Below are 17,615 nucleotides of genomic sequence, written 5' to 3'. Positions count from 1 at the left end.
ATCCCGCATTTTTCCCCGTCTGTTTAAACAATTGTTAAATTTGTATTCCGCTTCACACTTCTTCATCTAATCACTGTCGCTTACATTCCATTACATTATTTTTAACTTGTTGTATTCGATCGTTTATTTTTCCCGGTCCCTACAAGGAGTTAACTCATGAACAACGTCAGAACCGGATTGATCTGGTTAGCGGTGGCGTTAATTGGTGCCGCATCGTTTGCCATGCTGGCGCTCAGTCGTGGCGAACACGTTAACGCGGTCTGGCTGGTGATTGCTGCCGTGGCCTGTTACAGCATTGCTTATCGCTTCTATAGCCTGTTTATTGCCCGCCGCATTTTCGAGCTGGATGATCGTCGCCGGACCCCGGCGGAACGTTTCAATGATGGTCTGGATTATGTGCCGACCAATAAGTGGGTGCTGTTCGGTCATCACTTTGCCGCCATCGCCGGTGCCGGTCCGCTGGTCGGCCCAATCCTCGCCGCCCAAATGGGTTTTCTGCCTGGCACTATCTGGATCCTGGTCGGCGTGATGCTGGCCGGTGCGGTTCAGGATTTCCTGGTGTTGTTTATCTCCACCCGTCGTGATGGCCGCTCGCTGGGCGAAATGGCGCGGCAGGAGCTGGGTGCCTTTGCCGGGGTGATTACCATGCTCGGCGCGTTCGGCGTAATGATCATTATTCTCTCAGCCCTCGCGCTGGTGGTGGTAAAAGCGCTGGCAAACAGCCCATGGGGATTATTCACCATTGCGGCCACTATCCCGATCGCCTTATTTATGGGCGTGTATATGCGTTTTCTGCGTCCGGGAAAAATCGCTGAAATCTCAATTATTGGCTTTGTGCTGATGATGGCGGCGATCATTTTTGGTGGCGATATCGCGCAACATCCCTTCTGGGGACCATTCTTTACCCTGAAAGGCACCGAACTGACCTGGGTGCTGGTAATTTACGGTTTTGTCGCCTCGTCACTGCCGGTGTGGCTGCTGCTGGCCCCGCGTGATTACCTCTCTACCTTCCTGAAAATTGGCGTCATTCTTGGTCTTGCGGTGGGCATTTTGTTTGCCATGCCTGAACTAAAAATGCCCGCCGTCACTAAATTTATCGATGGCACCGGCCCGGTGTTCTCCGGTGCGATGTTCCCGTTCCTGTTTATCACCATTGCCTGTGGTGCGATCTCCGGCTTCCATGCATTGGTGGCCAGCGGCACCACGCCGAAACTGGTAGAGCGTGAGAGCCATATCCGCTTTATCGGCTACGGTGCGATGTTGATGGAGTCTTTTGTCGCCATCATGGCGCTGATTTGCGCCTCAGTGCTTGATCCGGGCGTCTACTTCGCCATGAACGCACCAGCCGCACTGATCGGCACCACGGTCGAAAATGCTGCGCAGGTGATTAATGGCTGGGGCTTTGTGGTGACGCCGGAAATGCTGACCTCCATCGCCGGTGAAGTGGGAGAACAAACCATTCTGTCGCGTGCTGGTGGCGCGCCGACCTTTGCGGTGGGCATGGCACACATCATCACCGAGGTGTTTAACAGCCGCGCGATGATGGCGTTCTGGTATCACTTCGCCATCCTGTTTGAAGCGCTGTTTATCCTGACTGCCGTGGATGCTGGTACGCGCGCCTGTCGTTTTATGGTGCAGGATCTGGTGGGCACGGTAGTCCCATCACTGGCGAACAACCGTTCATGGCTGGGCAATATGGCCGGGACGACCGTGGCAGTCGCAGGCTGGGGATTCTTTGTCTATCAGGGCGTGGTGGATCCACTCGGGGGCATCAATACCCTGTGGCCACTGTTCGGCATCGGTAACCAGATGCTGGCCTCGATGGCGCTGATCCTCGGCACAGTGGTGCTGTTCAAAATGAAGAAGCAGCGTTACGCCTGGGTGACCATTTTGCCTACCGTCTGGCTGTTTATTACCTCGATGACCGCGGGCTGGCAGAAGATTTTTCACGAAAAACCCTCAATTGGTTTCCTCGCTCAGGCCAGCAAATTCCGTAAAGGCCTCGACGAAGGCGTGATTATCGCACCGGCCAAAACCGTGGCGGATATGCAAACCATTGTCTTCAGTAACCAGATAAACGCCTTGCTGTGCGGCTTCTTTATGCTGGTGGCGATCACCATGCTGATCGCCGCGTTCTTCGTAATTCGTCGTGCATTACGCAGTGAAGTGCCGACCGTACATGAGTCGGTGGTGTCACTGCGTAAGGAGGTGCGTAATGTCTGATGCTATTCATCACCCGCGAAAACCGGCAGGAACCTGGCAAATCCGCCAGTGCCTGCCACTGGCAAGTGTGGCGAGGGATGCGCCACGCACGCGCTGGCAACGATTGTGGCGAGGTCTGCAGCAAAGTTTCCGCTTAATGGTCGGTGTCCATGATTATCAAAATTATCTGCAGCATATGCGTCTGCATCATCCTGACCAGACGCCGATGAATGAGCGTGATTTTTATCGCTACTGTCTCAATGCCCGCTTTCCCAGTGAGCCAGGAAAACTGGGAAAATGCCCTTGTTAATGCTGCATAGCCCCAAATTTTTGGGGCTTTTTCGTGCCATTCATTTCTCTAAACAAAAATATATGCGGATTGCATCTTGTGCTTACGCAAGAGGATGAATACTGTTGCTAAAATAATGAGATACCGCCTGCTGAGCATTCCCCGGAGGAAGTTTCCATGACCGATGAACAAGGGCAAACGTTGCTATACACCTTGTTTGGCACCACCAGCCCTCATTGGCGTCTGACAGCGGACAGCGATGCATTGCACTTTGCCGAAGAAGAACATGCCCATACCAATCTGGCCGTTCCTCTTACCCCTGCGCAGGCGAGTTTGCTGCGCGCCATGACCGTTATAACCTCCAGCATTAACCTGACGTTATCGCTGCACGGCACGCCTGTGCCAATGCATTTTGTCGGCCGCAAAGTGAATCAGGCCACCTGGGCCGGTACCGCTTCTGCATGGGGCGATACCTCATCTGTCGCACGCGATTTGACCCTCGGACTTTCCTTTGCGGAACAAGTAGTTTCTGAAGCCAACTCGGTGATTGTCATCCTTGATCAGCGAGGAAATATTCAACGTTTCAATCGGTTAAGTGAAGAATACACTGGCCTTAAAGAACACGAAGTGATTGGCCGTAACGTATTCCAGCTGTTTATGACCAAACAGGAGGCCCAGGCCTCACGTCGCAACATCGCCGGATTCTTTCGTGATGGCAGTTCTTACGAAGTTGAACGCTGGGTGAAGACCAAAAAAGGTCAACGACTGTTTCTGTTTCGTAATAAGTTCGTCCACAGTGGCAGCGGCAAAAATGAAATATTTCTCATCTGTTCAGGAACGGATATAACCGAGGAGCGCCGCGCCCAGGAGCGTCTGCGCGTACTTGCCAATACCGATACCGTCACCGGTTTACCCAATCGCAACGCCATCCATCAGCAAATTAGTCTGGCTCTGGAGATGGCGAAAGGCACGCAAACCGGCGTGGTTTACCTCGATTTGGATAATTTCAAGAAGGTGAATGACGCCTACGGCCATATGTTTGGCGACCAGTTACTCCAGGCCGTATCGCTGGCCATCCTTAGTTGTCTCGGGAAAGATCAGACTCTGGCGCGGCTGGGTGGTGACGAGTTTGTGGTGCTGGCAGAAAACACCAGCCAGGCCGCACTGGAGGCGATGGCTTCACGCATTCTTGAACGGCTGCGTCAGCCATTCCGCATTGGCCTGATTGAAGTGTATAGCGGTTGTTCGCTTGGTATCGCCCTGGCCCCGCTGCATGGTGAGGATCGTGAAAGCTTGATTCGCAATGCAGACACCGCAATGTATCACGCGAAAGAAAATGGTCGCGGTAAGTTTTGCGTCTTTGCCAGTGAGATGAATCAACGCGTGTTTGAATACCTGTGGCTCGACACCAATCTGCGCAAAGCGCTGGAGCAGGATCATCTGGTGGTCTATTACCAACCGAAAATCGATCGCGATGGCGAGGTGCGTACCGCAGAAGCGCTGGTGCGCTGGAATTCGCCGGAGCGCGGTCTGGTGCCACCAGGGGACTTTATCGCTTATGCGGAAGAGTCCGGCCTGATTGTGCCCCTTGGCCGTTGGGTGATGCTCAATGTGTTGCAGCAGATCATCGCCTGGCGTGAGGAAGGTATCTGGTTACGGATAGCCGTGAATGTTTCGGCGAAACAATTGATTGATCAGAGCATTTATAGCGACCTGAAACAGGCGCTGGCAGAAAGCGGCCTGACGGATTGTCCGATTGATATCGAACTAACCGAAAGTTGTCTGATCGAGAACGAAGCCGATGCACTGAAGCTGATGAAGCAATTTCAGGAGTTGGGGGCGCAGGTCCATCTCGACGATTTCGGCACCGGTTATTCCTCATTGTCTCAGCTGGCGCGCGTACCGATTGACGCGATCAAGCTGGATCAGAGTTTTATTCGTAATATCAATAAGCAACCGGTGGCGCAGTCACTGGTGCGTGCCATTATGGCGGTGGCTAAAGCCCTTGATTTGCAGGTGATTGCCGAAGGTATTGAAACCAAAGCCGAAGAAAAATTTGTTATGGCTAACGGCGTCGATGGGCGTCAGGGTTATTATTATGCGAAACCAATGCCCGCAGACCAGCTCGGGCATTGGCTTAAGCATCCTGCCCGCGTTTAACGCTGGTCTGCGAGATTATCCGGCTTTGCGCAGGGATGCGCTATGACGGTTCTGCAGTTGCACCAGACGTTCCATATATGCAATGTCTTTTGGTTCCAGCGTGAAAGCATAATCAACCCAATCCTCCGTAATATCCATTAGCTCCGCCCTGGAGAGTTGCAATACACGCTGACGCGCTTTCAGCATTGCCCGTACGCCATTCAATTTCGGACGCAGGGTATCGATGAAGGTGCGCGTGGCGCGATAGCTATCGCCAGGCTGGAACACTTTATCCACCAGACCGCGGGTTTCATACCATTCCGCGCTGTGTGACTCCCCTTCACAAATTAATTCTTCAGCCAGCTTCATGCCGGCCCGCCGTGCAACTAACGAATAGCCGCCCATGCCCGGGAACAGATTGAAGGCAATTTCCGGGAATCCCAGACGTGCGCTGTTCTGCGCCAGAATGAAGTGGTGCGCCAGGGCGGCTTCAAAACCACCGCCAAGTGCACTGCCCTCAATCATGGCCAGCGTTACCGCTCCGGTGTCGAAACCCTTCGCAGCTGAATGGATGCAGTCCACACAGGCACGGGCATAAGCACGCAATGCTTCCCGCCGGTTGTTACGAATGCACTCGACAAAGAACCGCAAATCGCCCCCGGCGTTAAACATTTGTGGTACCAGCGATCCCGTCACCCAAAAATCGATCGGCAGACCGGAACGCTGCGCAGCGTAGCTCAGGTTCATGATCTCCTCGATTAATTCGTGGTTGAAGCTGGGACGCGGTTGCGCCCGCAGCATCATCCACATGGTGTGCCGCCCTTCCTCATAATAGGCAGCCAGTTGCGTGGTTTGTCCGACTTCGGTGAACAATCTGCATGTAGGTTGGTTAATCACTGTCATAGTCTCATCCTCTGTTTATATGATGCGTTGAACGCAATATCAGCGTAATCCAGAGTGAGGCCAGACCAAATGAGAGATTGATTTATATAGCAAATTCCAGAGATTTCCCCGACACAGGGGTCGGGGAAAGATTAGCAGGATTACTTGATGGCCGCGCGTTGCCCTGCCGCAACATGAAAACGCTTAACGCGCCGTGAATAAAGCGCCGTAATGATGGGGACCAATACTGAAGTAACAATGACCGATGTCGCCACCAGCGCGGTAGCCGCAGGAGCAACCGGTTTAAACTGTGGCAACATCTCGGCAATCAAGACCGGCGTTGCCACTGCGGCACCCGCAGTGCTGGAAGCAGCAATGCCTGCGGTACCGTCGCCACCGCCAATCAGACGATCGGCAAGGATTAACGGTATGCCGGTGATGATGATCACCGCGACGCCCAGCAACACACCGAGTAAACCGGTTTGCGCAATAACCGCTAAATCAATGGTATTGCCGAGCGCAAAGGCGAAAAACGGAATCAGGGTATGCACCGCTTTGCCGAAGAAATCCCGCAACTCCGGGTCGAGGTTGCCGAGGGCAAAACCAACGAGGAATGGCAGCACCGCGCCGACAAACACATGAGGTTCAAACGAGGCGATGCCCGCTGTACCCAGAATCACCATGGTCATCAGTGGCCCTGATTCCAGTGACATCAGCACAAACGCACCCGCTTCTTCTTTGGAGCCATATTGCTGCATGATCGAGGCATACAAACCGCCGTTGGTCATATCCATCGCCGCCACTAACGCCAGGGTGGAAAGGCCAGCAAACATGCCAACTTCCACCCCGTTTTCCGGCATCACGCGTGAGGCTATGGCTGCCACCACCCAGGCCACCGCGATTTTGGTTAGCACCAGCGTACCGGATTTGCGTAAAACGGTGCCGGTAGCGCTGAGTTTAATGGATGCGCCCATGCAGAAGAACCATACCGCAAGGATGGGTACAGTACCACTCATGAGTCCATTGGTGAACGAACCGAAGTATTTGCCCGCGCCGGGCGAAAAGGTGTGGCACAGTGCGCCAAAGAACAACGGGATCAACATCATACCGCCAGGGATTTTATCGATTGCACGTTTGATATGCATATTAGTGTCACCTTGACTTCGCCAGAGGGAGGTGCGTTAAAATTTGCCAACAGGCATGGCAGGCAAGATAACGGCTCAAGGCTGGCAAAAAAGTGATCGCCAATATATTTATGAAACGTTGTTTTATTTTTATTGGTTTATCATTTTATTTTTTGATCATGCTCGCCATACCAGTTAGCTTTTGGCAATAAAAAAGGCACCTTCTGGTGCCCTGGTGGTGTTTATTACTTCTGCCCATACCAGGCATTTTTCCCATGCTTTCTTAGGTAGTGCAGATCAAGCAGCGTTTGTGAGATAGAGGGCAGATCCTGACGTAACTGTTCCGTATGCAACGCCATATAGGCGACTTCCTCCAACACCACGGCGCTGTGAACCGCGGCATCCGCATCTTTACCCCAGGCAAAGGGACCATGAGAATTGACTAATGCCGCAGGAATGGCCGTCGGGGCAATTTCGCGTTTGGCGAACGTCTCGATAATCACCTGTCCGGTATTCCACTCATATTCCTGCTCAATCTCTTCACGCTCCATCGCGCGGGTGCAGGGAATGGTACCGTAGAAATCGTCGGCATGAGTGGTTCCCCACGCCGTGATATCCCGCCCGGACTGGGCCCAGATAGTGGCATGACGCGAATGGGTGTGTACGATGCCACCAATCTCCGGCCAGGCAAGATACAGCGCACGATGCGTTGCGGTGTCTGAGGATGGCCGCATTTTCCCCTCTACCACCTTGCCGCTTTCCAGTTCCACCACCACCATGTCGTCGCGCTGCATGTTGGTGTATTTCACCCCGGAAGGTTTGATCACCAATAAGCCGCTGGCACGGTCGATAGCACTGACATTACCCCAGGTAAAGGTCACCAGGTTGTAGCGTGGTAAATCCAGATTGGCTTCCAGTACCTGTTGTTTCAACGCTTCCAGCATGTTTTTTCTCCTGCAAGATGTGATGGAGAAATTGTGCAAAGCCTGCGGCAAAAACGTTATGGAGGGAATGGCTGTAAAAGCAGCGGAAAGTGGCTGAGGGCGTAAAAATGTGGCGTGAATTAGGAGTTTTCTATCTTCGGAAAAATTCCGTAATGATTAGACTTGTCTCCAGCCAACCGTGGAGCGTTTTTGCTCCCACACGGCAGGGTTAACACGCTGTTTTCGCATTCGGGCTGCGGATTGCAGGCTTAAGGATGAGGACCGTGATGACATAACGGTGTGAAACAGTTTCAGGGAGCAACGCCTATACTTAAAGAGTTGCCTCTGTATGTACAATCAAGGAGAAGTTTATGACAACAACAATGAAACGTCTGACCGCGGCCGTGCTGGCGACCACCTTAGTTATCGCCCTGAGCGGTTGTTCAAACTGGTCCAAACGCGATCGTAATACCGCCATTGGTGCGGGTGCTGGCGCGATTGGCGGTTCGGTTCTGACTAACGGCAGCGCATTGGGTACCATTGGTGGTGCCGCAGTGGGTGGCATTATCGGCCATCAGGTCCACTAAAGGACCTTACATAATATAAGGCTACGCAGCGCATCTACAGCACAGGGCCACTCATTGAGTGGCCCTTCTTTATTTAGCCACCAGCGAGTTTAACCTTCATCCCTTTGGCTTCCAGCAACGATTTCAGCAGGTCACGCTTGTCGCCCTGGATTTCAATCACGCCATCTTTCACTGCGCCACCACAGCCACACTTTTTCTTCAGTTCGGCAGCCAGTTTCGCTAACGCATCATCATCCAAATCGACACCGGTGATCAGACACACGCCCTTACCTTTGCGGCCACTGGTCTGACGCTGGATGCGCACCACGCCATCACCCTTAGGACGTGGTACTTTTTCTTCGACGGGCGCAATACGCCCACTTTCGGTGGAGTAAACCAGCGGATTGTCCTGAGCCATTAGCCCTCCTGTAAACTGCGCAGAATTTGTTGCAATGTTGCCGCAGGATCGGCTGATTGGGTGATCGGACGCCCAATCACCATATAATCAACCCCTGCCTGCTGTGCCTGCTGCGGTGTCATAATGCGGCGCTGATCGCCCGCATCACTGCCAGCCGGACGAATACCGGGCGTGACCAGCGCGAAATCCTTGCCAATAACCTGTTTAAAATGTGCCGCTTCCTGTGCGGAGCACACCACACCATCCAGCCCGCAATCGTGCGTCAGGCGCGCCAGACGTTCTGCCTGGGCTGCCGGTGACAGAGTGATGCCCAGACCTTTGAGATCCTCTGCATCCATGCTGGTCAGTACCGTAACGGCAATCAATAACGGAGCATCATTACCATATGACACCAGCGCCTCACGCGCCGCATTCATCATGCGCGCCCCGCCACTGGCATGCACGTTCACCATCCACACCCCCAGGTCTGCTGCTGCCGCAACCGCATGTGCCGTAGTGTTAGGGATATCGTGAAATTTCAGATCGAGGAAAATCTCGAAACCACGCGCCTGTAACGTTTTGACCAGCGATGGGCCAAATAGCGTGAACATCTCTTTGCCGACTTTCAGACGGCATTGGCTGGGATCGATCCGATCGACAAATTGCAGTGCGCTGTCGAGATTATGATAGTCGAGTGCCACCAGGATAGGTGAAGTGGTAACAGGCATAACGTTTCCTCAGTTACAGGCACCCGCAGGCGCGTTAGACAAACGGCAAGCATTCTACCTGCGTGTCCTGGTGACGACAATCTCAGTGCTGCGATTAACCGGGTGATTGAACGCAGGCTGCACAAGGCCTAAGGTTATTGAGTTTCTTTAGCTTATAGTATGTTGTAACTATAATGATGTTTTTTTAAAACTGACGACCATTACTGGCCGTCAAGTCCGCGAATAGGTTTCACCGATGACCAGGTGCGGCATGAAGGACAATGCCAGTACAGCGCATGTGCGGTGAAGCCACATTTCTGGCAACGATAGCGCGGTTTGGTGCGAATTTGCTCGCCAACCATATCCCGCAGCACCATCAGGCTTTCTTTTGCACGGCCATCTTCCGCTTCATGCAGGTGAAAATCCATCAGGCGATGGAACACACGCATGGTCGGATGACGTTGCAGCTGGCGGTTGATATAGAGCTGTGCCGCTTCCGGGCCTTGCTGCTGCTCAAGGATATCGGCGAGATACAGTTCTGCCGCCGCCCCGGTGTTCTCCTCCACACAACGTTGCAGGAATTGCGCCCATTGTTCCGGCTCTTCCATCCGTTGATAGCAGGTTTCCAGCATCGGCAGGGTTTCGCTGACCAGCTCTTTATCCTGCTCCAGCACACGTTGCAGACGTTCCACCGCTTTCGCGTATTCACCCTGCTCCATAAGGATGCGTCCGGTCATAATGGAGACACGCGCACTCTGACGATCGGCTGCCTCGCCTTTTTTCAGCAGCGACATCGCACGATCGAGATCATCACTGCTGAGCGCCTGCAGCGCCAGTTCACAATAAAAGTGAGCAATTTCACCTTTCTGCTTATCCTTGCCCAACTTGACCAGCTTTTCCGCCACCTCAATCGCCTGTTGCCAGTCACTGGTTGCCTGATGGATTAACAGCAACTGTTGCAACGCGCCGATGCGAAAATCGGTCTCATCGACCAACTGGCTAAACATATCTTCTGCACGGTCATACAGGCCAGCCGCCATATAATCGCGGCCCAACTGTTGTATCGCCAGCAAACGCTGTTCATAACTGAGTGAGGCACTTTCCATTAATGACTGGTGAATGCGGATGGCACGGTCAACTTCACCGCGGGAACGAAACAGGTTACCCAGTGTAAGGTGGGCTTCAACCGTGCCACTGTCCTCTTTCAACATGTCGAGAAAGAGGTCAACAGCCTTGTCCTGTTGGTTAGATAGCAGAAAGTTAACCCCCGCAACGTATTCACGTGACAGGCGGTTGGCTTCCTGTTGCTTATCCTGTTGTGCACTGCGTCGGCCCATATACCAGCCATACGCTGCAGCGACAGGAAGAAGCAAAAACAGCAATTCAAGCATCGAAGCTTAATCCCGACGACCGGCGGAAGGTGAGGTTGTCACCGCGGTCGATTGTTCATTTTGCGCCTGCATACGTTTCAGTTTGCGCTGCGCGTGTGCCAGCGATACCCGTAACCGTAACCAGAACAGCCCACAAATTGCCCATCCCAGCAGAAATCCGGCACCAAACAGACCAGCCAGCAATGTTGAAATACGAAATTGGCCCTGCGCCAGCAGATAGTTAAAAGTGATGATTTGGTCGTTATGCGCCCCGAGCGTAACGGAGACGATAAAAATGACCAATACCACGAGAAAAATCAGCAAATATTTCACAATGCATCCTGTCTGAGGTTATCCAGTAGAAGTATGCCAAAAAAGCGACGCCGATGCTGCTAATCACCACATCAAACGGCCTGATTTACGCAAGTGCAATCAATAATATGGGGCTGGATAGGAAAATTACAATCCGTCGTCCCGCTGTGCAATCTCTTTTGCCTCCGGCGGCGGGACACTAAGGGGACCACAAAACCGCTGTGCCAGCCATGTTGCTATCATCACCAGCAACCAGGAAATCAGCGTTGCCATTACCAAATCACGCGGCCAGTGCATCCCCAGCATCAGGCGGCTGCCCATCACCAGACTCGCCCAGACAAACACCACTACGATGGTCAGGGTGTGACGTCGCGGCCACAGCAAACCGATGGCCAGTAACGCCCAGCTGGCGGCAAACAGGGTATGACCAGAAGGAAAAGCAAAACCCGTTTCAAATGCCCAGTGTTTTTTTAACCAGCCAGGCAGCGTCGCATCATTCGCCAACAGTTGTTCTACCACCTGGCTGCGCTGCTTACGTTTTAGCTCGTAAAACTGGTGTTCATCGAGACCATGGCTTTTTGCCAGCCACATTACGTAGGGGCGAGGCTCCTGGACCTGATCTTTAATAAAGGATTTGGTGTACTGCCCGGTGAGAATAGCGCCATTCATGATGATGAGCAGCAAAATCGCGGGCCTGAGACGGAAGCGCAGGCACCATAATACCCAGGCACTGAGAAGCAGGCTGGTAAGCGTTCCCCATGGGCTGGTAACGGTTTCCGTCATCCAGAACAGGAATTTCAACAGTGCTCCATGGGATCCAGGCTGCCACTGCCAGCCAGAAAGCCAGACGCTCAGCGGCATTATCAGCAATAAAAACGCCCCGATCGTCGTGCGTTGTACAATCTTTAACATCCACTTTCCCTTACAACCGCGTAAAACACTGTGCCATGCATAACTTTAGCTGAAAAAAGAATAACATAACCATTGCGGCTTAGATAATTGTGCTTTATCACTACAATAACTCTGACTGATTAACTGCCTGATGTCAGGTTGTGGCACAATATTGTCAGTTTTGGGGCCACACAGGCCCATGCGTTATCATGATGATAGCGCATCCTATGAAGGTTCTGGAGAGTCACATGCAGCTTAAACGGGTAGCAGAAGCCAAACTGCCCACGCCATGGGGAGATTTCCTGATGGTTGGTTTTGAAGAACTGGCAACCGGTCACGACCACGTCGCGCTGGTTTATGGTGATGTTAGCGATCACACTGCGGTGCTGGCGCGCGTTCATTCTGAATGTCTGACCGGTGACGCTTTATTCAGTCTGCGCTGTGATTGCGGGTTCCAGCTTGAAGCAGCGCTGACGGCGATTGCTGAAGAGGGCCGCGGCGTGCTGCTTTATCATCGTCAGGAAGGTCGCAATATCGGCCTGTTAAACAAGATTCGTGCCTATGCACTACAGGATAAAGGCTTTGACACCGTAGAAGCCAATCATCAGTTGGGCTTTGCCGCAGATGAACGTGATTTCACGTTATGCGCTGATATGTTCAAACTGCTGGGTGTCAATGAAGTGCGCTTGCTGACCAATAACCCGCGCAAAGTGGAAATCCTCAGCGAAGCTGGCATCAATATTGTTGAGCGCGTGCCGTTAATCGTTGGCCGCAATCCAAAGAATGCCCATTACCTCGATACCAAAGCGGAAAAGATGGGGCATCTGTTGCCGAAGTCGTAATAAAAAAGCCGGGATACTCCCGGCTTTTCCTTAGTTCAGCATGTTACGAATCACGTAGTGCAGAATGCCATCGTTCTGGTAATAGGTCAGTTCATTCCCCGTATCAATTCGACAGCGCGTCTCCAGCGTCTCGCGGCTGCCATCGGCGCGAGTTAGGGTCACGTTGACGGTACATCCCGGTTTGAGCTGTGCCAGGTTTGCCACATCAATATGCTCCTCACCGGTCAGTTGCAGCGTTTTACGCGTGACCCCCTGAGGAAATTCCAGCGGCAGAATCCCCATACCAATCAGGTTTGAACGATGGATACGCTCAAACGACTCGGCAATCACCACGCGCACGCCTTGTAAACGCGGGCCTTTGGCCGCCCAGTCGCGACTTGAGCCGGAGCCGTACTCTTTGCCCGCAATCACCGCCAGCGGAATCCCCTCCTGCTGATACTTCATGGCAGCATCGTAAATCGCCAGTTGTTCATTGCTGGGGAAATGTCTGGTATAGCCTCCTTCCACACCAGGGACCATCTCATTACGAATACGAATATTGGCAAAGGTGCCGCGCATCATCACTTCGTGGTTACCACGACGCGATCCATAGGAGTTGAAGTCGTTGCGCTCCACACCATGCGCCAGCAAATAACGCCCCGCCGGACTTTCTGCCTTGATACTGCCGGCCGGTGAGATGTGGTCGGTGGTGACTGAATCACCGAGCATCGCCAGAATGCGCGCACCGGTGATGTCCTGCACCGGTTTTGGTGTTTTTTCCATATCGTCAAAAAACGGTGACAACCGAATATAAGTTGAACCTTCATCCCAGTCATAGGTGGCTGCTTCACTCACTTTGATTTGTTGCCATTCCGGAGTGCCATCAAATACTTCGGCATACTCTTTATGGAACATATCACTGGTTACCTTTTGTACTGCCTCGGCAATTTCTTCCGGTGACGGCCAGATTTCTTTCAGATAAACATCATGGCCGCGTTGATCCTGGCCGATCGGATCGCTCTGCAAATTAACCTTCATATTACCCGCGAGAGCATAAGCCACCACCAGCGGTGGCGAAGCCAGCCAGTTGGTTTTTACCAGGGGATGGATGCGGCCCTCGAAGTTACGGTTACCGGAAAGCACTGCGCCGACGGTCAAATCTCCCTCTTTGATCGCGCTCTCGATACTATCCGGTAGCGGTCCCGAGTTACCGATACAGGTAGTACAACCGTAGCCGACCAGATTGAATCCCAGTTCGTCGAGGTAAGGAGTCAGTTGCGCGACAGCCAGATAATCAGAAACCACTTTAGAACCTGGTGCCAGCGATGCCTTCACCCAGGGTTTGCGCATCAGCCCTTTTTCCACGGCTTTTTTCGCCAGTAATCCCGCCGCCATCAGTACGCTGGGATTTGAGGTATTGGTGCAAGAGGTAATCGCCGAGATCACCACCGCCCCATCATCCAGCTGATAGCTGTCACCGGTTTCGCTGTCGCGATAACTGACGCTTTTATGCGGTTTCAGTGCCTGGTTGAGTTCCAGTTCATTACTGGCGGCGAAAGCCGCAGGGACATCACCCAGCGAAACACGGTCCTGTGGACGTTTTGGACCGGCGAGGCTGGATTCAACATCATTCATATCCAGCGCCAGGGTGCTGGTAAATACGGGCTCATCACCGGGGTTACGCCACATACCCTGCGCTTTAGCGTAGGCCTCCACCAGTTGCACCTGCACACTATCGCGGCCAGTCAACGTCATATAACTCAGGGTGACATCATCAATCGGGAAGAAACCACAGGTTGCACCGTATTCCGGTGACATATTCGCTATGGTGGCACGGTCAGCCAGCGGCAAGTCCGCCAATCCATCACCATAAAATTCGACGAATTTACCTACCACGCCATGCTTACGCAGCATCTGCGTGACGGTTAAGACCAGGTCAGTTGCAGTGATGCCGGGACGTAATTTCCCGGTAAGTTTAAAACCCACTACATCCGGGATCAGCATTGAAACTGGCTGTCCGAGCATGGCCGCTTCTGCTTCGATACCCCCTACCCCCCAGCCCAGCACACCGAGTGCATTAATCATAGTGGTGTGTGAATCGGTGCCGACCAGCGTGTCGGGGTAGGCCACCTCCGTACCGTCCACGTTTTCATGCCAGATGGATTGACCGAGATACTCAAGATTCACCTGATGGCAAATACCGGTGCCGGGTGGCACAACGCGAAACCGATTAAAGGCTTTTTGCCCCCAGCGCAGGAAAACGTAACGCTCATGGTTACGTTCCATCTCTAACCGGACGTTTTCCTCAAAAGCCTCATCGTCACCAAAGTGGTCAACCGTGACCGAGTGGTCAATCACCAGATCGACCGGCGACAGCGGGTTCACCTTTGCAACATCGCCGCCGAGACGTTTTACTGCTTCACGCATTGCCGCCAAATCGACCACTGCCGGTACGCCGGTAAAGTCCTGCATCAGTACCCGCGCCGGGCGATAAGCTATCTCACGATCGGCATGTGCATCTTTTTGCCATGCCACCAGCGCCTGAATGTCTTCTGCCGTTACTGAGTCTTCATCCTGCCAGCGCAGCAGATTTTCCAGCAGAACTTTCATTGATTTGGGTAGACGATCGATATTGCCTAACTGGTGGGATGCTTTTTGCAGGCTGTAATATTGCCAGGTATTTTTACCAACTTTCAGCGTCTCCTGACTCTGCTCGCGTAACGTGGACATAGCTCCTCCTTAATAATGACACTCTTAACCTCAGTAACCACAAGGTTTAGCTTAAAGATAGACCACATTCTCGTTAACGTTTTGATAACAACACGAATTGACACATTCAGCTATGTATTTAACGACAAACAAAAATGCCCCGACGATGGGTCGAGGCATTTAAAATGAGAAACAATTTGAGTTATTGGATTACATTATCATCCACACAGCAGCGGCCCAAAAAAGGAATGAAAAGGCATATATGCTGAACCATGACATTGTTGTTGTTGCATTCATAGAGTCACTCCCTCCCGGATTCCGGGTAAAAAGGGATAACGTCCTCAGCCAGAGCTGATGACACCATTTTTATATGCTGAGTGTTAAAAGAGGGGCTTTAAAGTTGCCCGCCGGATAACCCGGAAAAGAAGGACTGCTCGTTGATATAAAAAGAGCAGAACGCAGACCTGCGTTATTTGGACTTCGGATCCATGAATGATTCAATAAAGTGACGCTGCTTTTCACTCAGTTCCCACGATGAAGGGATCGCCACTTCCTGTTCCGTGCTGGCAGCATCTTTTGCTTTACACACAGGTGTGTTGGGCTGACGTGCAGAAACTGAAGATTTACTGCTGAGTGTATTTGCCCACATGGCTTAACCCCACATACGCCAAATCATTAGTGCCACCACTACCCAGAACAAGGCTGATGCAGCGAAGACAGTCAACCAGGCTTTGCGACGGATGTTACCTGAACGCTCAACCTTAGTGCTTTTAGCCCGGAAATCCGGTTGTACTGTTAATCTCGTAGCCATAGTTTTTGATAATCACTCTCAATAAAACGATTGATGACATCGATTAAGATTTAGGACGAATCCTAAACACGTTAAGACCAAAAATCCAGTTATTTTTATTGAGCACAACGATTAATGCTATTTATCAAAATGTCAGAAACTGATGAGATAAATTTAATAACTAAGCAAACTATTAATTAAATAGTTACATTGTAAATTTGGGTTAAATCAAAATTAGATCCAATCTTAATTCAACCTTAATTTACCGGACCAGCTAAAAAGCCCTTCCCCATCAACTCTTAACTGGAGTATGGGAATATTCCTGGGATCTCGCAAAGCGGTAAAGTAAAAAATGTGTACTAATTCGCATTTAAGAACTAACAATGAAAAAACATGTGACCGATGTTTCATTTACAAAAAAATAATGAAAATTTTTGAGCTACGGCTGGCGCTAAGTAAGGAAAAAACTGAGGGTACCAGTCAGGCACCCCGAAAAAATAATGACTTAGCGGATCACTTAAAAGGTAACTTGATATCACGGAACATGGCTTCAATATCTTCATTGGAGCGCAAGGCGACTGCGGTATCCACTACATCGCGGGTCAGATGCGGAGCAAAACGCTGAATAAAATCATACATATAACTACGCAGGAAGGTACTGCGTCTGAAACCAATCTTCGTGGTGCTATTGGTAAATATCTCTGATGCTTCAATGCGGACTAAATCCGGGTCGGAAACCGGGTCCACCGCCATGCTGGCAATCACTCCCACCCCTAATCCTAAACGGACATAGGTCTTGATGACATCCGCATCGGTGGCGGTAAAGACAATACGTGGCGTCAGTCCCGCACGATTAAACGCGGTATCCAGCTCAGAGCGTCCGGTAAAGCCGAAGGTGTAAGTCACCAAAGGGAACTCGGCCAGCTCCTCAATCGTCACCTGCGCTTTCCCCGCCAGCGGATGGTCCGGCGTCACCACTATTGCGCGGTTCCAGTGATAGCACGGCAGCATAATCAGGTCGTCGTAGAGATGCAGCGCTTCGGTGGCAATAGCAAAGTCAGCATTGCCTTTAGAAACCGCTTCAGCAATCTGGGTAGGTGAGCCCTGATGCATATGCAGGGACACACGTGGATAGCGTTCGATAAAGCCTTTAATGACTCCCGGCAGCGCATAACGGGCCTGAGTATGGGTCGTCGCGACATACAGTGAACCTTTATCTGGCCAGGTATGCTCACCGGCAACCGATTTGATCGCATCGACTTTGGATAGCACTTCACGGGCAATGCGAATGATTTCCTCACCCGCTGGGGTAACCTGCGTGAGATGCTTACCGCTGCGGGCAAAAATCTGCACGCCCAGTTCATCTTCCAGCATTCTGACCTGTTTACTGATGCCTGGCTGCGAAGTGTATAAGCCTTCTGCGGTGGAAGAGACATTGAGGTTGTGATTGACCACTTCAACGATGTAACGCAACTGCTGCAATTTCATAGTTA

17 protein-coding genes are annotated in these 17,615 nt (G+C 51.9%); 5 read left to right on the top strand and 12 right to left on the bottom strand.

The features are described from left to right. The first annotated feature begins 156 nt into the window (after positions 1-156). The 3 genes from PW844_RS15660 to pdeR all read left to right on the top strand — a co-directional run bounded on the left by PW844_RS15660 (position 157) and on the right by pdeR (position 4,651). A complete protein-coding gene (locus tag PW844_RS15660) occupies positions 157-2,223 on the top strand; it encodes a carbon starvation CstA family protein (RefSeq protein ID WP_299453536.1) in 2,067 nt (688 codons plus the stop codon). Next, on the top strand, positions 2,216-2,512 hold the full coding sequence (locus PW844_RS15655) for a CstA-like transporter-associated (seleno)protein (RefSeq protein ID WP_299453534.1): 297 nt from the start codon (positions 2,216-2,218) through the stop codon (positions 2,510-2,512). The genes PW844_RS15660 and PW844_RS15655 overlap by 8 nt, the downstream gene beginning before the upstream one ends. Before the next feature lie 156 nt (positions 2,513-2,668). Further along, on the top strand, positions 2,669-4,651 hold the full coding sequence (gene pdeR / locus PW844_RS15650; protein WP_299453532.1) for a cyclic di-GMP phosphodiesterase: 1,983 nt from the start codon (positions 2,669-2,671) through the stop codon (positions 4,649-4,651). Positions 4,652-4,666: 15 nt separating this feature from the next. On the opposite strand, the gene PW844_RS15645 is transcribed toward pdeR, so the two are convergent. The 3 genes from PW844_RS15645 to araD all read right to left on the bottom strand — a co-directional run bounded on the left by PW844_RS15645 (position 4,667) and on the right by araD (position 7,580). Then, complete coding sequence (locus PW844_RS15645; RefSeq protein WP_208715207.1) at positions 4,667-5,533, bottom strand: crotonase/enoyl-CoA hydratase family protein; 867 nt, start codon at positions 5,531-5,533, stop codon at positions 4,667-4,669. Positions 5,534-5,673: 140 nt separating this feature from the next. Next, positions 5,674-6,657, bottom strand: a complete 984-nt coding sequence (kdgT, locus tag PW844_RS15640; protein WP_299453527.1) for a 2-keto-3-deoxygluconate transporter — start codon at positions 6,655-6,657, stop codon at positions 5,674-5,676. Between the two features lie 224 nt (positions 6,658-6,881). Then, positions 6,882-7,580: an L-ribulose-5-phosphate 4-epimerase gene (araD, locus tag PW844_RS15635; protein WP_299453524.1), complete on the bottom strand. Its 699-nt coding sequence runs from the start codon at positions 7,578-7,580 to the stop codon at positions 6,882-6,884. Positions 7,581-7,930: 350 nt separating this feature from the next. Here araD and osmB point away from each other — a divergent pair, with 350 nt between their 5' ends. Further along, the gene (osmB, locus tag PW844_RS15630) at positions 7,931-8,146 is read left to right on the top strand and encodes an osmotically-inducible lipoprotein OsmB (protein WP_084875083.1); all 216 of its coding nucleotides are present in this window, start codon (positions 7,931-7,933) and stop codon (positions 8,144-8,146) included. A 73-nt stretch (positions 8,147-8,219) separates the two neighbouring features. On the opposite strand, the gene yciH is transcribed toward osmB, so the two are convergent. From yciH to pgpB, 5 genes are all read right to left on the bottom strand, one after another. Beyond that, positions 8,220-8,543 (bottom strand): stress response translation initiation inhibitor YciH, encoded by a 324-nt coding sequence (gene yciH / locus PW844_RS15625; protein ID WP_299453522.1) that lies wholly within the window; start codon positions 8,541-8,543, stop codon positions 8,220-8,222. Beyond that, positions 8,543-9,250, bottom strand: a complete 708-nt coding sequence (gene pyrF, locus PW844_RS15620; RefSeq protein WP_299453519.1) for an orotidine-5'-phosphate decarboxylase — start codon at positions 9,248-9,250, stop codon at positions 8,543-8,545. Before pyrF ends, yciH begins: the two co-directional genes overlap by 1 nt. A 200-nt stretch (positions 9,251-9,450) precedes the next feature. Continuing rightward, the gene (gene lapB, locus PW844_RS15615; RefSeq protein WP_299453518.1) at positions 9,451-10,620 is read right to left on the bottom strand and encodes a lipopolysaccharide assembly protein LapB; all 1,170 of its coding nucleotides are present in this window, start codon (positions 10,618-10,620) and stop codon (positions 9,451-9,453) included. A 6-nt stretch (positions 10,621-10,626) separates the two neighbouring features. Next, positions 10,627-10,932 carry a LapA family protein gene (locus PW844_RS15610; RefSeq protein WP_299453517.1) on the bottom strand — a complete coding sequence of 102 codons (306 nt, stop codon included), beginning with the start codon at positions 10,930-10,932 and terminating at the stop codon, positions 10,627-10,629. A gap of 126 nt (positions 10,933-11,058) precedes the next feature. Next, positions 11,059-11,823, bottom strand: coding sequence for a phosphatidylglycerophosphatase B (pgpB, locus tag PW844_RS15605; RefSeq protein WP_299453515.1), 765 nt, complete (start codon positions 11,821-11,823; stop codon positions 11,059-11,061). Between the two features lie 227 nt (positions 11,824-12,050). Here pgpB and ribA point away from each other — a divergent pair, with 227 nt between their 5' ends. Next, on the top strand, positions 12,051-12,644 hold the full coding sequence (gene ribA / locus PW844_RS15600) for a GTP cyclohydrolase II (RefSeq protein ID WP_299453512.1): 594 nt from the start codon (positions 12,051-12,053) through the stop codon (positions 12,642-12,644). A 30-nt stretch (positions 12,645-12,674) separates the two neighbouring features. On the opposite strand, the gene acnA is transcribed toward ribA, so the two are convergent. The 4 genes from acnA to cysB all read right to left on the bottom strand — a co-directional run bounded on the left by acnA (position 12,675) and on the right by cysB (position 17,610). Beyond that, positions 12,675-15,353 carry an aconitate hydratase AcnA gene (acnA, locus tag PW844_RS15595; RefSeq protein ID WP_299453510.1) on the bottom strand — a complete coding sequence of 893 codons (2,679 nt, stop codon included), beginning with the start codon at positions 15,351-15,353 and terminating at the stop codon, positions 12,675-12,677. Between the two features lie 448 nt (positions 15,354-15,801). Continuing rightward, positions 15,802-15,981, bottom strand: a complete 180-nt coding sequence (locus tag PW844_RS15590) for a hypothetical protein (protein WP_299453507.1) — start codon at positions 15,979-15,981, stop codon at positions 15,802-15,804. Positions 15,982-15,984: 3 nt separating this feature from the next. Further along, the gene (locus tag PW844_RS15585) at positions 15,985-16,143 is read right to left on the bottom strand and encodes a YmiA family putative membrane protein (RefSeq protein ID WP_013509244.1); all 159 of its coding nucleotides are present in this window, start codon (positions 16,141-16,143) and stop codon (positions 15,985-15,987) included. Positions 16,144-16,635: 492 nt separating this feature from the next. Then, positions 16,636-17,610: an HTH-type transcriptional regulator CysB gene (gene cysB / locus PW844_RS15580; protein WP_021183095.1), complete on the bottom strand. Its 975-nt coding sequence runs from the start codon at positions 17,608-17,610 to the stop codon at positions 16,636-16,638. Positions 17,611-17,615: the final 5 nt, after the last annotated feature.

This window comes from Pantoea sp. (genome assembly GCF_028283705.1).
Taxonomy (GTDB): Bacteria; Pseudomonadota; Gammaproteobacteria; order Enterobacterales; family Enterobacteriaceae; genus Pantoea.
This window is presented reverse-complemented; position numbering and strand designations above follow the sequence as displayed.

Bases quoted from the DNA above. Each gene is read 5' to 3' on its own strand.
- PW844_RS15660 (WP_299453536.1), top strand. From the start codon at position 157: ATGAACAACGTCAGAACCGGATTGATCTGGTTAGCGGTGGCGTTAATT.
- PW844_RS15655 (WP_299453534.1), top strand. From the start codon at position 2,216: ATGTCTGATGCTATTCATCACCCGCGAAAACCGGCAGGAACCTGGCAA.
- pdeR (WP_299453532.1), top strand. From the start codon at position 2,669: ATGACCGATGAACAAGGGCAAACGTTGCTATACACCTTGTTTGGCACC.
- PW844_RS15645 (WP_208715207.1), bottom strand. From the start codon at position 5,533: ATGACAGTGATTAACCAACCTACATGCAGATTGTTCACCGAAGTCGGA.
- kdgT (WP_299453527.1), bottom strand. From the start codon at position 6,657: ATGCATATCAAACGTGCAATCGATAAAATCCCTGGCGGTATGATGTTG.
- araD (WP_299453524.1), bottom strand. From the start codon at position 7,580: ATGCTGGAAGCGTTGAAACAACAGGTACTGGAAGCCAATCTGGATTTA.
- osmB (WP_084875083.1), top strand. From the start codon at position 7,931: ATGACAACAACAATGAAACGTCTGACCGCGGCCGTGCTGGCGACCACC.
- yciH (WP_299453522.1), bottom strand. From the start codon at position 8,543: ATGGCTCAGGACAATCCGCTGGTTTACTCCACCGAAAGTGGGCGTATT.
- pyrF (WP_299453519.1), bottom strand. From the start codon at position 9,250: ATGCCTGTTACCACTTCACCTATCCTGGTGGCACTCGACTATCATAAT.
- lapB (WP_299453518.1), bottom strand. From the start codon at position 10,620: ATGCTTGAATTGCTGTTTTTGCTTCTTCCTGTCGCTGCAGCGTATGGC.
- pgpB (WP_299453515.1), bottom strand. From the start codon at position 11,823: ATGTTAAAGATTGTACAACGCACGACGATCGGGGCGTTTTTATTGCTG.
- ribA (WP_299453512.1), top strand. From the start codon at position 12,051: ATGCAGCTTAAACGGGTAGCAGAAGCCAAACTGCCCACGCCATGGGGA.
- acnA (WP_299453510.1), bottom strand. From the start codon at position 15,353: ATGTCCACGTTACGCGAGCAGAGTCAGGAGACGCTGAAAGTTGGTAAA.
- PW844_RS15590 (WP_299453507.1), bottom strand. From the start codon at position 15,981: ATGTGGGCAAATACACTCAGCAGTAAATCTTCAGTTTCTGCACGTCAG.
- PW844_RS15585 (WP_013509244.1), bottom strand. From the start codon at position 16,143: ATGGCTACGAGATTAACAGTACAACCGGATTTCCGGGCTAAAAGCACT.
- cysB (WP_021183095.1), bottom strand. From the start codon at position 17,610: ATGAAATTGCAGCAGTTGCGTTACATCGTTGAAGTGGTCAATCACAAC.